The 13,254-nt window shown below is 55.0% G+C and carries 12 protein-coding genes; 3 read left to right on the top strand and 9 right to left on the bottom strand.

What is annotated here, in order from left to right; all coding sequences use genetic code 11:
* Position 1: 1 nt before the first annotated feature.
* From K355_RS0107295 to K355_RS0107280, 4 genes are read right to left on the bottom strand one after another with little or no spacing between them, the layout of a single operon-like run.
* A complete protein-coding gene (locus K355_RS0107295; RefSeq protein WP_022731463.1) occupies positions 2–265 on the bottom strand; it encodes a phosphopantetheine-binding protein in 264 nt (87 codons plus the stop codon).
* Positions 240–1,073 (bottom strand): lysophospholipid acyltransferase family protein, encoded by an 834-nt coding sequence (locus K355_RS23380; protein ID WP_022731462.1) that lies wholly within the window; start codon positions 1,071–1,073, stop codon positions 240–242. Before K355_RS23380 ends, K355_RS0107295 begins: the two co-directional genes overlap by 26 nt.
* The gene (locus K355_RS25040) at positions 1,066–1,836 is read right to left on the bottom strand and encodes a beta-ketoacyl synthase chain length factor (RefSeq protein WP_022731461.1); all 771 of its coding nucleotides are present in this window, start codon (positions 1,834–1,836) and stop codon (positions 1,066–1,068) included. Before K355_RS25040 ends, K355_RS23380 begins: the two co-directional genes overlap by 8 nt.
* Before the next feature lie 8 nt (positions 1,837–1,844).
* Positions 1,845–2,243 (bottom strand): hypothetical protein, encoded by a 399-nt coding sequence (locus K355_RS0107280; protein WP_022731460.1) that lies wholly within the window; start codon positions 2,241–2,243, stop codon positions 1,845–1,847.
* 281 nt (positions 2,244–2,524) lie between these two features.
* On the opposite strand from K355_RS0107280, the gene K355_RS0107270 reads away from it, so the two are divergent.
* Together K355_RS0107270 and K355_RS0107265 are read left to right on the top strand one after the other, a co-directional pair.
* Complete coding sequence (locus tag K355_RS0107270; protein ID WP_022731459.1) at positions 2,525–3,007, top strand: 4'-phosphopantetheinyl transferase family protein; 483 nt, start codon at positions 2,525–2,527, stop codon at positions 3,005–3,007.
* Positions 3,008–3,527: 520 nt separating this feature from the next.
* Positions 3,528–3,887: a DUF2218 domain-containing protein gene (locus K355_RS0107265; RefSeq protein ID WP_162142287.1), complete on the top strand. Its 360-nt coding sequence runs from the start codon at positions 3,528–3,530 to the stop codon at positions 3,885–3,887.
* Between the two features lie 124 nt (positions 3,888–4,011).
* On the opposite strand, the gene K355_RS0107260 is transcribed toward K355_RS0107265, so the two are convergent.
* Entirely contained in the window at positions 4,012–4,899 is an 888-nt protein-coding gene (locus tag K355_RS0107260) for a LysR family transcriptional regulator (RefSeq protein WP_028791422.1), read from the bottom strand.
* Positions 4,900–5,056: 157 nt separating this feature from the next.
* Here K355_RS0107260 and K355_RS0107255 point away from each other — a divergent pair, with 157 nt between their 5' ends.
* On the top strand, positions 5,057–6,556 hold the full coding sequence (locus tag K355_RS0107255) for a CoA-acylating methylmalonate-semialdehyde dehydrogenase (RefSeq protein ID WP_022731456.1): 1,500 nt from the start codon (positions 5,057–5,059) through the stop codon (positions 6,554–6,556).
* Between the two features lie 104 nt (positions 6,557–6,660).
* On the opposite strand, the gene K355_RS0107250 is transcribed toward K355_RS0107255, so the two are convergent.
* Genes K355_RS0107250 through nirB form a run of 4 tightly spaced genes read right to left on the bottom strand, consistent with a single transcriptional unit; the run spans position 6,661 to position 13,170 of the window.
* Positions 6,661–7,674, bottom strand: a complete 1,014-nt coding sequence (locus K355_RS0107250; protein ID WP_022731455.1) for a siroheme synthase — start codon at positions 7,672–7,674, stop codon at positions 6,661–6,663.
* Positions 7,646–10,354, bottom strand: coding sequence for a nitrate reductase (locus K355_RS0107245; protein WP_022731454.1), 2,709 nt, complete (start codon positions 10,352–10,354; stop codon positions 7,646–7,648). The genes K355_RS0107250 and K355_RS0107245 overlap by 29 nt, the downstream gene beginning before the upstream one ends.
* Positions 10,344–10,694 carry a nitrite reductase small subunit NirD gene (nirD, locus tag K355_RS0107240; protein ID WP_022731453.1) on the bottom strand — a complete coding sequence of 117 codons (351 nt, stop codon included), beginning with the start codon at positions 10,692–10,694 and terminating at the stop codon, positions 10,344–10,346. Before nirD ends, K355_RS0107245 begins: the two co-directional genes overlap by 11 nt.
* A gap of 4 nt (positions 10,695–10,698) precedes the next feature.
* Positions 10,699–13,170, bottom strand: a complete 2,472-nt coding sequence (gene nirB, locus K355_RS0107235) for a nitrite reductase large subunit NirB (protein WP_022731452.1) — start codon at positions 13,168–13,170, stop codon at positions 10,699–10,701.
* Positions 13,171–13,254 lie beyond the last annotated feature (84 nt).

Below are 13,254 nucleotides of genomic sequence, written 5' to 3'. Positions count from 1 at the left end.
ATTATCCCTCCTTTCCCGAAGCCTGAATGAATTTCGCCAGATTATGCACCGATGCGAAATGGGTTTTCACATCTTCGTCTTTGGCATCAATCCGGACATCATATTTTTTCTGGATCGCGACGCCAAGTTCAAGTGCATCAATGGAATCAAGACCCAGACCGTCGACAAACAGGGCTTCTTCGCTGTCGATATCGTTTACATCGACATCCTCAAGATTGAGCGTGTCGATGATGAAAGCTTTAAGTTCGGTTTCCAGCGAAGTCATCTTTAAGTCTGTCCAGAATGTAATCTTTGATGAACCGGGTCAAAGCGCGCGCTTGTTTGGCGCGCGGCAAGTCCGGATCGTTAATATCGTCAAATGATAACGGATGATCGACTTCCAGTCGGTAACGAATTTTCGACGGTGGAATGCGATACCACGGTACCCCCTTTTTCAAGGTATCGTGATTACAGTGCACAACCACAGGAATCAAGTCGGCTTGTGTCTCTATCGCGATGTTTGCGACTCCGCGTTGCAGTTTTCCAAGTTTTTTCTGGCTGGGTGTGCGAGTGCCTTCGGGGAAGATCAGGATATTGGCCCCCGATTGCAGATGATGCCGGGCCTGCGTGATCAGGTTTTCCGGGTTGTCGTCATTGCGAATAAATCCGGCGGCGCGCACAACCCCAAACAGGAACGGATTGCGAAACAGTTCGTGTTTGACCACACATTGGCAGCGATCAAGCTGCGACAGGATCATTACCACATCAAGCAAGGTCGGGTGATTGGCAATAATCAGCGAGCCTGTGGCATCGCGCAACCGTTCGAGGTGGTGTGTTTCCACCTCGGCAACGCCGGAATGATCAAGCATCCAGACAAACAGGCGAAAGCCACGGCAAATCACCAGTTGGGCATATTTACGCCGTTTGGCACGGTTGCGTAAAATCACCATCAGGGCCGGAAAAATCGTCAGCGCCATGAACAGGCCGCCCAGCCCGAAGATGGAAAACGCCAACCCGGTGCCAACAAGTCGCCAGTACCAGTTCAGGTTCCTGCGGGTGCTTTGTACTGTTTCGGCGCAGGCAGGTTTAGTCATGACGCGAAACGGTCCATGCGGTGGTGCTGCTGCCAAGGGTTAGCGGGGAGGCAGAGGGTGATGCAAAAAAGGCAGTCAGGTTTTTGACCTGATCATATGATGATGCGGCGATGGTCTGTGCCCGGTCTGATCCGCAGGATGAGAAAGCAAGGGCTTTACCTGTCGCCGGGATCTCAGGGGTGGTGTCGCCATCGGGCTCAAGGCGCATGGCAAAGGCAATCGCCGTCTGGGGTTCGGCGACAGTATCAGTATAGACATCTGGCAACGGTAAATCGACATAGCACAGGATGACGGGGCTTTGTGTTGCCATCATTTGACAGACGGTTTCGGTCAGTCCGGCGATCAGGCTGTCATTGCCCGCGGCAATGGCCGTGTGGCTCTGGGTGATCGACCAGTTGATCGACGCAATACCGACAAAGGCATTATGCACCGACATGCTGAAATCCGCGGGCGAAAGGGCCTCGTTGGTTGCGACCTGATGGAGAAGCTTAACCGTGCGGTTGATGTTGCCGTGCCGAGAACAGAAAACAATATGCGGGTTGTCGGCGGGGGTGATCATCTGGGTAAGCGTTTCGGCGGCGGCGCGACCAAACAGGTCAAGCCGCCGCCGCCAACCGGGTTTAATGCTGCGCGCCAGATCGTTCTGGGCCGACGGGTGGGATACAGCCGACGTGTTTTCGGATGTGTGCAAGGTCAGGCTGGCCTGACCGTTGGTATCTTCCCACAAAGCCCAACGTGACAGTCGGGCGCACAGCAAAGTCATTTGGTGTCCTAGTTGGCAAGTGCCGCACGGGCCGAGACCGCGCGCAGGATGTCCTGTCTCAGGTTGTTGACCCACCGGTTATAGTTCCGATGAATCGTTGTACCATTATATTGGAGATTACTACTATCGGCGTAAATGATTGAGTACTGTTTCTGATTAAACGAGATAGCAACCTTTGCACTGTGCGACCGCGGAGCATAGGTTGCGGTCAACTGGCCTTCGCCTTCGCGCTGAACAATCCATTCACGTGTCGAAGCTGTTTCGATGATGGTTTCTTCAATCTCGGCCATGCTGAGTTTGGCGACATCGGCGGGGAAGGGCTGATTGGAGAAGTTCTGAACGGTTGCCGAGCATGCTGCAAGCACTGCGACAACGACAAAAACAGAAGCAAGTTTCAAACTACGCATTTTGATCTGCCTTGATTAATGGGTGGAAAACTGACTCAATCATGTCGGTTTGGGTCAAATTGCCCCGTGACCAGTGCGGGGGCGTCCCGGTACCGCACAAAAGCCGTTCTTGGAACGACTTTACCGATGATGCAGGGCGCGTGATTGTAATTCAGCAATAATGGATTGTGCAGGTGGCGGCAAGTACCACTCTTGGGAAGTGTAACTCATCGGACGCGAGGCGCTTTTCCCACTTTGATGGCGAGGTTGTTTCGGCCATACGCAAACTTGAAGATATACCATTGAAACGAAGTGCAGCACGCCAAGCGTCGTCATTGTTGGCCTGGGATATGCTGTGCGACCTTGTTGCCTATGTTGCAAAGGGTAACGACGCAACATGCCTTAAGGACGAGGACGGTCGTCCTTGGGCGGAAATTGCCGGTCATCGCCACGGCGTAAGCATTAGCCATAGTCGCGGTTGGGTGGTGGTTGCGGTTGCGGTTGATCCGGGGCTTTTGATCGGAATTGATCTTGAATATCGCGATGAAGGCCGTTCTGTTCCTCAAATGGCAGAACAGCTTGGTTTGCCAGGCACGACGTCCGTCTCTGACTTTTACGATGCCTGGTGCCGGTATGAGGCGATCTTTAAGGCGACGGGGGAAAGTGACCCCGTTGTTCAGCTTGATTTATCCTCGGTCGTCCTGCCCGTGCCAGCGGATTTTGCCAGCAGTTTGGTCATGGTAGACGCCAGGGAAAAGTCGCATCCAGACTCGATTAATAGGTAGGGTGAAACCCGCATCGTCTTGCAAATTCTCAGTGCCGCTGTGTGTTGCCGTGAGTGATTAGCGGAATTTGGGCGCTAGACAGCTGATTTCACAAAAAGTTTACATTACATTCGTCTGACTTTTGCCTGTAGGCGGTGGTTTTTGGCGCGTGCCAATTGATGTGATCTATCTGTCTGTAACTAAATAATAAAACAAAAAATCGGATTTTTGGGGCGTGCTGAATTCCCGGTCAAATGACCGACAATTCAGCTATGGTGGACGCGGTGCGGCAAGTTATTTTCGCGGTCTGACTTGCGGTGGCGCAAATTCGCAACATTTTCTGTTTAATCGAGATCAATTTCGGCGTAATGCTTTCATATATTATTGACCATCGGTCACTATTGTTGCGCGCATACGAAGCATGGTATTCATGTTAAGCGATAATTCAAACCATGCCGGGTGCGATGTGATGTCAGGTGATGATCAGGGTTCCATCAACGTAAAGACTGTGGTCGACACGGATGACAAGGAAGCCGGCTTGGTGGATCAGGAAGGCAAGAATACGTCTGGGAATACACAGTTGTCTGAAGTCGGATTGGATCAGAATATGGACGCCAACTATTGTTTTGCAGATATCTATGTACGTAACGCACCCGTTTATTTAAAGGGCTTTACCGGCGAGCCGGATGGTTCTGTGCAGGCAGAGTTGCGTGATAGCAACAAGGGTCTTCTTGCGTTCGAGCAGGGGGTGTGTGAAATCACCGCAAGCTCGTCTTTCTTGACAGTTGCCATGTCGGCGTCTGACAACGCCGGGCTTGACCAGATCCGCGATTATTTTGAACAGACTTTGCGCAAGATGTCGGCTGAAAAAGCCATTGAATTTGATTGGCGCAAAAAGTGACCAATAGTCACCTGATTAAGTGAGTTTCTGCTGTCGCCCTAACGGAGCAGCGACCGCTAGATAAAAGATGTCGCAGAAAAACAGGCGCAAGGAATGATGTCCTTGCGCCTGTTTTTGCATGCTGTCAGGCAACAACAAACCGATCACGCGCCGCACGCACAACACGGGTAAGATGTTCGGCAACGGCGGCGACACTTCTGGTGTCTTTGGTGTCGGGATGTTGCAGCATCCAGTAATTGCGGGTGAACCGGATTTCAGGCAGCAAACGGATCAGGTCGGGGATGCCCTGGGTGGCGTAATCATGCAGGATGCCGATGCCGTGACTGTTGCGCACGGCCTCCATCTGGGCGACGACACTGCCGCATTCAAAGCGACGGCGCATCAGTTTGCCAAGGCGCGCAGCATAATCAAGTGCGCGGCTGTAAATCAAATCTTCGATGTGCGTGACAAACAAGCGGTCGGTCAGGTCAGCCTCGGTTTCGACGGTGCCGAACTGATCGACATAGGCCTGTGTGGCATAGACGCTGAGCGTGTAATCGGTCAGTTTCTTGATCACCAGACGGCCCTGTTTGGGGCGGTCAAGGGTGATGGCGATATCGGCTTCGCGTTGGGATAGGGAAAAGGTGCGCGGCAGAGGCACAAGCTGAATGACAAGATCGGCATGCTGGGCTGCAAATGCCGCCATCTCGCTTGCGAGGAAATAGTTCCCCAGCCCGTCAGGGACGCCAACGCGTACTGTGCCGCTGATGGTTTCGGTCTGGTTCGACACTGCCGTGCCAGCCCGTAAAAACGCAGATTCAGCTGTCTCCGCCGCGATCATCAGTTCCCGCCCGGCCGTGGTCAGCTCCGACCCGGTGGTGCGCCGCTCAATCAGCTTCGTGCCAAGGTCATGTTCAAGCGCGGTCAACTGCCGCCCGACGGTGGCATGGTTGAGGCCAAGTTGACGGGCAGCGGCAAGGATTTGTCCCTGCCGGGCGACGGCAAGAAAAATGCGAAAGCGATCCCAATCCATGATCAAATCCTTATGAGAACTGGCGACTTTAAAAATTGCACATCGAATTTGCATAAATGATAATTGATGTGCATCGGTGTGCATACCCATAATGTCGCCACTTTGCGGATGGTATCGTCACGCAATCAACAAATCAGGTTTATCGGGAGGAACCCCCATGTCCAACCAGCTTACCCATTACATTGGCGGCAAACGCGTTGCCGGAACATCTGGCCGTACGGCGGCTGTTTTCAATCCGGCCACCGGTGCGCAAAGCGGCACCGTCGATCTTGCGTCAAAATCCGAAGTCCGGGCGGCGGTTGATTCGGCAGCGGCTGTGCGTGCGGAGTGGGCGAATACAACCCCGCTGCGCCGGGCGCGTATTCTCAATAAATTCCTTGGCATTCTCGAAGACCGGTCCGAAGAACTGGCCGCAGCCATCACCGCCGAACACGGCAAGGTTTTGTCCGATGCGCTGGGCGAAGTCACCCGCGGGATCGAGGTTGTTGAGTTCGCTACCGGCGCACCGCAGCTTTTGAAAGGTGAATTCACCGAAAACGTCGGTACCAAGGTGGATAGCCATTCTGTGCGTCAGCCGTTGGGTATCGTTGCCGGTATCACCCCGTTCAACTTCCCGGCGATGGTGCCGATGTGGATGTTCCCGGTGGCCCTTGCGTGCGGTAACTGCTTTATCCTCAAACCGTCCGAACGTGATCCGTCGGCATCGCTTCTGATGGCAGAATGGCTGACCGAGGCCGGTTTGCCAGACGGCGTATTCAACGTTGTTCAGGGTGACAAAGAAGCGGTTGATGCGTTGTTGTTCGATGCCGACGTCACCGCGATCAGCTTTGTCGGGTCGACCCCGATTGCGAAATACATCTATGAAACCGCAACCGCGCAGGGCAAACGCTGTCAGGCGCTGGGTGGTGCGAAAAACCACATGATCATTATGCCGGACGCCGATATGGATCAGGCGGTTGATGCCCTGATGGGCGCGGCTTATGGATCGGCAGGTGAACGTTGCATGGCGATTTCGGTCGCAGTACCGGTCGGTAAGGAAACCGCCGATACCCTGATTGAGAAGCTCGTACCGCGCATCAATGAACTGCATGTCGCACCGGGTACCGATCCGAAAGCCGAGATGGGGCCGCTGGTCACCGCGATGCATCGGGACAAGGTTGTTGGCTATATCGACAAGGGTGTCAAAGAAGGTGCCAAACTGGTTGTTGATGGCCGTGGTATCAATCTTCAGGGCTATGAAGACGGCTATTTCGTCGGCGGCACCCTGTTTGATGATGTCAGCCCGGATATGAGCATCTACAAGGAAGAAATCTTTGGCCCGGTTCTGTCGGTTGTTCGTACCGATGATTTCGAAACGGCTGCGGATCTTGTGGATAGCCACGAATACGGCAATGGTACTGCGATCTTTACCCGTGATGGCGATACCGCCCGCGAATTTGCTGCACGCACCCAGACCGGCATGGTCGGTATTAACGTACCGATCCCGGTTCCGATGGCGTTCCATTCGTTTGGCGGCTGGAAGGCATCATTGTTTGGCGATCACCACATGCACGGCCCAGAAGGTGTTCGGTTCTATACTAAACTGAAAACCATCACATCACGCTGGCCGACCGGCATTCGCAAGGGTGCTGAGTTTGTGATGCCGACAATGAAATAAGCAATCGGCTGATTGCAGAAAGAAAGCCGCGTAAGGAAACTTACGCGGCTTTTAGTTTGTGGATGACAGGGAGCCATAATCCACAAGGGGACATATGAAGGGGGTTAATGCGTGATCGGCTGGGTCAGGGTGACGATATTAAAACCCTGTCGCGCGAAGATTTTTGATTGCTGGGCAACGCTTTCGCGTTTGCGTTCGGGGTGTTCGTCAAGCGTGATGCAGCCAATCGGGATGACGGTGGCATCGCGACGCGCAAGGGTCAGGATGTCATCGGCAATGTGATCTTCGTGAAAGACGATGTCAGCGGTTTCAATCGCACGCGCAATGCCGTGTGGCAAGTCAAGCGCGTTATCAACATGAACATCCGCCATAAGTGTTTGGCCGCCGGGGACGGTTGCCGAACTGCCATCGGGCACGAACTGACGAAGGGCAAGATCGACGTCTTCTGGGCAAATGGACCGTGCAGAGTGGGTTTGTAATCCACGCTGGAAAAAATGCGTCCAGAACCGTTGGCGCGATACATTGTCATGCAAATGATCGGCAACCTTTTGCCGGGCATCGCGTGCAACTCGGGCAAGCTGCGACATGGTGGCGGGCAGAACCGTTTCAAGACGCTGACGAATGATGCGGGCCAGTGCCGGGGCACAGGCCCCGGTCGAGATCGTGATCATCACCGGCGAACGATCAAGGATGGCAGGCACAATGAAATCACACTGTGCGGTCTTGTCGACAACATTCAACAGGATGTTGCGCCGTTTGGTTGCCGCCTTCACGCGTGCGGTAAGATAGGGATCGTCGGTGGCGTCAAACACCATCGCGGCGCCATTGACCATGGTGTCAACGAAGGGCGTGCTTTCCCAAACAATGCGCCCTTCGTCCACCATCACAGCGATATCGTCACAGATTTCGGGTGCGACGACCGTGATATTGGCCTGACTTTTAATTAAAATGCGAAGTTTGCCGGTGGCGACTTCACCGCCACCAAGAACAAGAACCTTCTTGCCGGTGACATGAATGAAAGCCGGGAAATAGGCATAGTTTTCGGTCAGGTCAGGGTTGATGGTCCCCATGCCCGGTTCACGGATGCGATCATTCAGCGGCGCGCGGTAGTGCGTCATCGAGAATCTCCTTTATTTCCGGCAAACAGGAACCACATCCCGTTCCGGCCTGAAGCAAGCGGCCGATATCGGTTGGGGAAACGGCGTTTTGTTCGACAATGGCCTTGCTGATGGCGGCCAATCCGACCGAGAAGCATGAACAGATCAGGCGGTCATTGATTGCACCGGCATCGGGCATGCGCCCGGCCAACAAGGCGTTGCGTTCCGGCGTTGCAAGGGCATCTGCCGCCAGCAGGTTTGATATCCAGTCGCGCCCAAGGGCCGGGCGGTCCGGACCGATGAACAGCGCACCGGTGATGCGGTCACCGCTCAATCTGGCGTAACGGTGAATGCCTTTTTTGCTGTCGCTATATTCAATGATCTGTTCATCGTTGGTGTTGGCTGCCATGGGTAGGAGTGACTTGAACATGCATGATTGTTCGCCGGCGATTTCATAGATCATGCTGCCTTGTCCGGTTGCTCCGACCCAATAGGGCAGGTTGCCAAGATCAACCGGTGTGCTGGAGAACAGTAAACCTTGCCATTTCGCGACAAATGGTTCGACGGATACCGGGGTGTATTTGGTTTCGGGTTGGCCCGAATGGGGGTCGACATTGGGGGGCGTAAGCCGACCAATCCCACCCGCGGCCGAGTAGACATCGTTCCAGTGCATCGGAACGAAAACCTGTCCGGGGGCTTGCGCGTCCGTGATTGCAACACGCATCAGCGATGTGCCGTGTTTGCTGTTGATCCGGGCGAGGCCGCCATCTTTAACCCGGTAACGGGCGGCATCCTCAGCACAGATTTCAAGCAGAGGTTCGGGGCGATGGGCCGACAGGCGTGCTGCCGTTCCAGTGCGTGTCATGGTGTGCCATTGATCGCGGTAGCGACCACTGTTGGCGACCAATGGGAAATCGGCACTTGTTTGTGATTGCGGGATGATATGTTCAACCCCGATCATTTTCGCACGACCACTTGATGTGGTGAAAATGCCATTGCCATAAAGGCGTTCAGCGCCGGTAATAGGCTGGTTCTTGCGCGATGCGGGCCATTGGAAGGGCTCCATTGCGTCATAGGCGGATTTTTTTGCCTTGTGCCAGACGCCAATGTCAAAGGCGCGCAGCCCATCATTTTCAAATTCTGACAGGGCGGCATGTTCAGCGAAAATATCACTTGGACCGCTATATTTGAACGATTTGCCATATCCCATGGATTTGGCGACTTCGGACATGATCCACCAATCGGGTTTGGCGTTGCCTTGGGCGTCACGGAATGGGCGCTGGCGTGAAATACGGCGTTCGGAATTGGTGACGGTGCCCGATTTTTCCGCCCAACCGGATGCGGGCAATTTGATATGGGCGTGGCGCAATGTATCGGTATCGCTGACCACGTCCGATACAATCACCAACGGGCAGCGCGACAGGGCCAGGCGGACGCGATCGGCGTCGGGCAGGCTGACGGCGGGATTGGTGGCCATGATCCAGACGGCCTTGATCTCGCCGGTTTCAATCGCGCGAAACATATCAACCGCTTTAAGGCCTTCGCCCGGTTCCAGAACGTCTGATTTCCAGAACCGTTTGACGCGATCAACATCAACCGGATCGTTTGGGTTCATATGGGCGGCAAGCTGATTGGCAAGGCCGCCAACCTCGCGCCCGCCCATGGCGTTGGGCTGGCCAGTGACCGAAAACGGGCTGGAGCCCGGTTTGCCGACACGACCGGTTGCCAAATGGCAATTAAGGATCGAATTGACCTTGTCCGACCCGCTTGAGGATTGATTGATCCCTTGTGAAAACACCGTTACGGTGCGATCAAAGGCAGAAAACCAGCTAAAGAACGTTTCCAGTTTCCCCAGACCTGAGCCGAATGCATCAGCGCTGTCATGGGTGTCGAGCCCGCATTTTTTTGCGGTTGTCTCGAGATCGGGGCAGTCGGCGCGGGCCTCTGCCACAGCCTGTTCGTAGCCGCTAACATGGCGGGCGACGTATTTAAGGTCGGTATTGCCGGTCTGATCAAGCCATGCCAGCAAGCCATTAAACAGGGCAACGTCGCTGCCCGGTGTGATCGGCAGGTGCAAGTCGGCAATATCGCAACTTGCCGTGCGGCGTGGATCAATCACGATAATCTTCGTGCCGTGCTTTTCCTTGGCCGCGCGCAGGCGCTGATTAAGCACCGGATGACACCATGCCAAATTTGATCCGGTCAGAATGACCAGATCGGCAATTTCCAAATCTTCGTAGCAGCCCGGCACCACGTCAGCACCAAACGCACGTTTGTGCCCGACCACTGTCGATGCCATGCACAGGCGCGAATTGGTGTCGATATGGGGCGATCCGATGAAGCCCTTAATCAGTTTGTTGGCGACATAATAATCCTCGGTCAGAAGTTGACCGGAAACATAAAACGCCACCGATTTTGGCCCGTGCTGCGCGATGGTGTCACGTAGACGGTCGGCGGTTGCGGATATGGCGGTGGACCAATCGGTTTTTGCGCCGTCGACTTCGGGGTCGAGTAACCGGAAATCACGTTTGGTTTCCGCCGTGATCGTATCGATCAGCGCGGCCCCTTTGGAGCATATTCTCCCAAAGTTGGCCGGGTGCTCGGGATCACCGCCGACAGCAAATCCATCACGGGTTGGCGAAATGATCAGGCCACAGCCAACACCGCAATAGGGGCAGGTTGTTTTGACCTCATCCCGCATGGCGCAGTCCGGCTTGCAGTTCGGTTAGTCCGACACGCACGGTCCCGTCAACGATTTTGCATTCGACCTTGGCCGCGCAGCCATCATCAGGTCCTTGTGCCTCGCCGGTTTCAAGCGAGAAAACCATATTGTGCAGCGGGCAGGTTACGAAATGACCATGGACAATGCCCTGTGCCAGCGGCCCCTGTTTGTGCGGGCAGCGGTCAAGAAGCGCGTAGACCTGATCATCAAGAGTGCGGAAAATGGCAATCCGGTCGGTTTCGGTTTGCAGGGTGCGGGCACCTTGACGCGGGATGTTGGCGACAGGCCCGACATCAATCCAGCTTAGAATGTCTGTCATTTTCCTACTCCGCTGCGACCATGGGAAGGGGGGTGAATTCATGGGCATCAACGCCTTGGCTCGCGCGTTCTGCCCATGGGTCTATTTGTGCTTTCTGCTGACTGACCTTAAAGCGGTCAAACAGCGCCTTGCGGTTGGCGGCATCATCGACCATCTGGTCCTGAACGTGCTTCAGGCCAACCCGCTCGATCCATGGCGCGGTGCGTTCAAGATAACGGGCTTCTTCGCGGTATAGCTGGATGAAGGCACCGCAATATTCCATGACCTCCTCGTCGGTGGTGACCTTGCACAGAAGCTCGGTCGCCTTGACGTGAATGCCGCCATTTCCGCCCACATGAAGATCCCAGCCGCCGTCGGTTGCGACCACACCAAAATCCTTGATCGTGGCTTCGGCACAGTTACGCGGGCAGCCCGATACGGCCATCTTGAATTTATGGGGCATCCATGATCCCCATGTCATTTTTTCAAGTTCAACCGCCATGCTGAGCGACATCTGGGTGCCAAAGCGGCACCATTCCTGCCCGACGCAGCTTTTGACGGTACGCAATGATTTGCCATAGGCATGGCCCGATACCATGCCTGCTGCATTCAGATCTGCCCAGACGCCCGGAAGGTCTTCTTTTTTTACACCCAGAAGGTCAATGCGCTGCCCGCCGGTGACCTTGACGGTCGGGATTTCAAACTTGTCGGCAACGTCGGCAATGGCACGTAATTCGCGCGGGTTGGTCAAGCCACCCCACATGCGCGGAATAACCGAATAAGTGCCGTCTTTTTGGATGTTGGCGTGAACACGTTCGTTGATAAAGCGCGATGCACCGTGATCAACATATTCGTTCGGCCAGGCTGCCAGAAGATAGTAATTCAACGCCGGACGGCAGACATGGCACCCATCCGATGAAGCCCATTCAAGTTCCTGCATGACGGCGGGCATGGATTTGAGTTTTTTGGCAACGATCAGACGGCGCACGCTGTCATGATCATGTTCGGTGCAGGTGCAAATCGGTTTGACGGCTGCGACCTGATAATCGCCGCCCAGGGTCGCCGCCAGCAGGTTCTCAACCAGTCCGGAGCATGATCCACATGACGCGGATGCCTTGGTGTGGCCTTTGACCTCATCAAGGGTGGTGAGCCCCTTTTCAGTGATGGCCGAAACGATGGATCCTTTGCAAATGCCGTTGCAGCCGCAAATTTCTGCATCATCTGGCAGGGCGGCAACGGCATCAAGCGGGTTTCCGGCAGCACCCCCGGCGAATGCCTGACCAAAGGCAAGCGTGTCACGCAATTCGGTGACGTCCTGGCCGTCTTTCATCAGCTGGAAGTACCAGCCACCATCGGATGTGTCGCCATAAAGGACCGCGCCCTTGATCTTGCCGTCTTCAAGAACGATACGCTTGTAAACGCCACGACCAGCATCGCGGAACACGATTTCTTCGGTGTCACCGCCGCCCGAAAAATCCCCGGCAGAGAAAACATCAACGCCGGTCACCTTCAGCTTGGTCGAGGTGACCGAACCGGCATAGCCAAGGGTTTCGATTTCAACCAAATGATCGGCACAGGATTTGGCCATTTCAAACAATGGGGCCACAAGACCATAGCATTGACCACGATGCTGTACGCATTCACCAACCGCGAAAACGGCCGGGTCACTGGTGGTCATCACATCATCAACGACAATACCGCGCTCGACGGTAAGCCCGGCATCTGTGGCAAGGCGTCCATTGGGGCGAATACCAACAGCCATAACCACCAGATCCGCCGGGATCATGGTGCCGTCCTTAAGGCGAACGCCGGTAACGTTTTCGGTGCCAACGATTTCGCCCGTATCGGCAGCGGTAATGACCTTGATGCCGCGGCGCTCGAGCTCCTGCGCAAGAAGGTAACCCGCCGACGGATCAAGTTGGCGTTCCATGACATGGCCTGCAAGATGCAGGACCGTTACGTTCATGCCGCGTGCCTGCAAACCAACCGCGGCCTCAAGGCCAAGAAGCCCGCCGCCGATGACCACGGCGGGGCCACCTTTGGCGGCAGCACCCAGCATGGTATCGACATCATCGACATCGCGGAAAGTGACAACGCCATTCAGTTTGTGGCCGGGGACCGGAATAATGATCGGATCTGAACCGGTCGCTAGCAATAACCGGTCATATTCGGTTTCCGTTCCGCTTTTGGAAATAACAACTTTACGGATGCGGTCAATCGAAACGACGGGATCACCGGAATAAAGGTGAATGTTGTTTTCGCTGTACCATTCCGGCGTGTTGATGACGATTTCATCGAAACCCTTTTCACCCGACAACAACGGCGACAGCATGATGCGGTTGTAGTTAACCCGGGGCTCTGCGCCGAAAACGGTGATGTCGTATTTGTCCGGATTGCGGGACAGGATTTCTTCTACGGTGCGCATGCCGGCCATGCCGTTGCCGATGACAACCAGGCGGGCTTTTGCGGTCTTTATTGCGGCAGGGACGTGGTTCATTTGTCTCTGGCTCCTCGTCGCGGGATGCGAAGTTGGCACAAAAAAACGCCCGATGCGGTCTGCCTTCGAAAAAGGCATGTCGCA

This window comes from Thalassospira lucentensis MCCC 1A00383 = DSM 14000, from assembly GCF_000421265.1.
GTDB classification, from domain to species: Bacteria; Pseudomonadota; Alphaproteobacteria; order Rhodospirillales; family Thalassospiraceae; genus Thalassospira; species Thalassospira lucentensis.
This window is presented reverse-complemented; position numbering and strand designations above follow the sequence as displayed.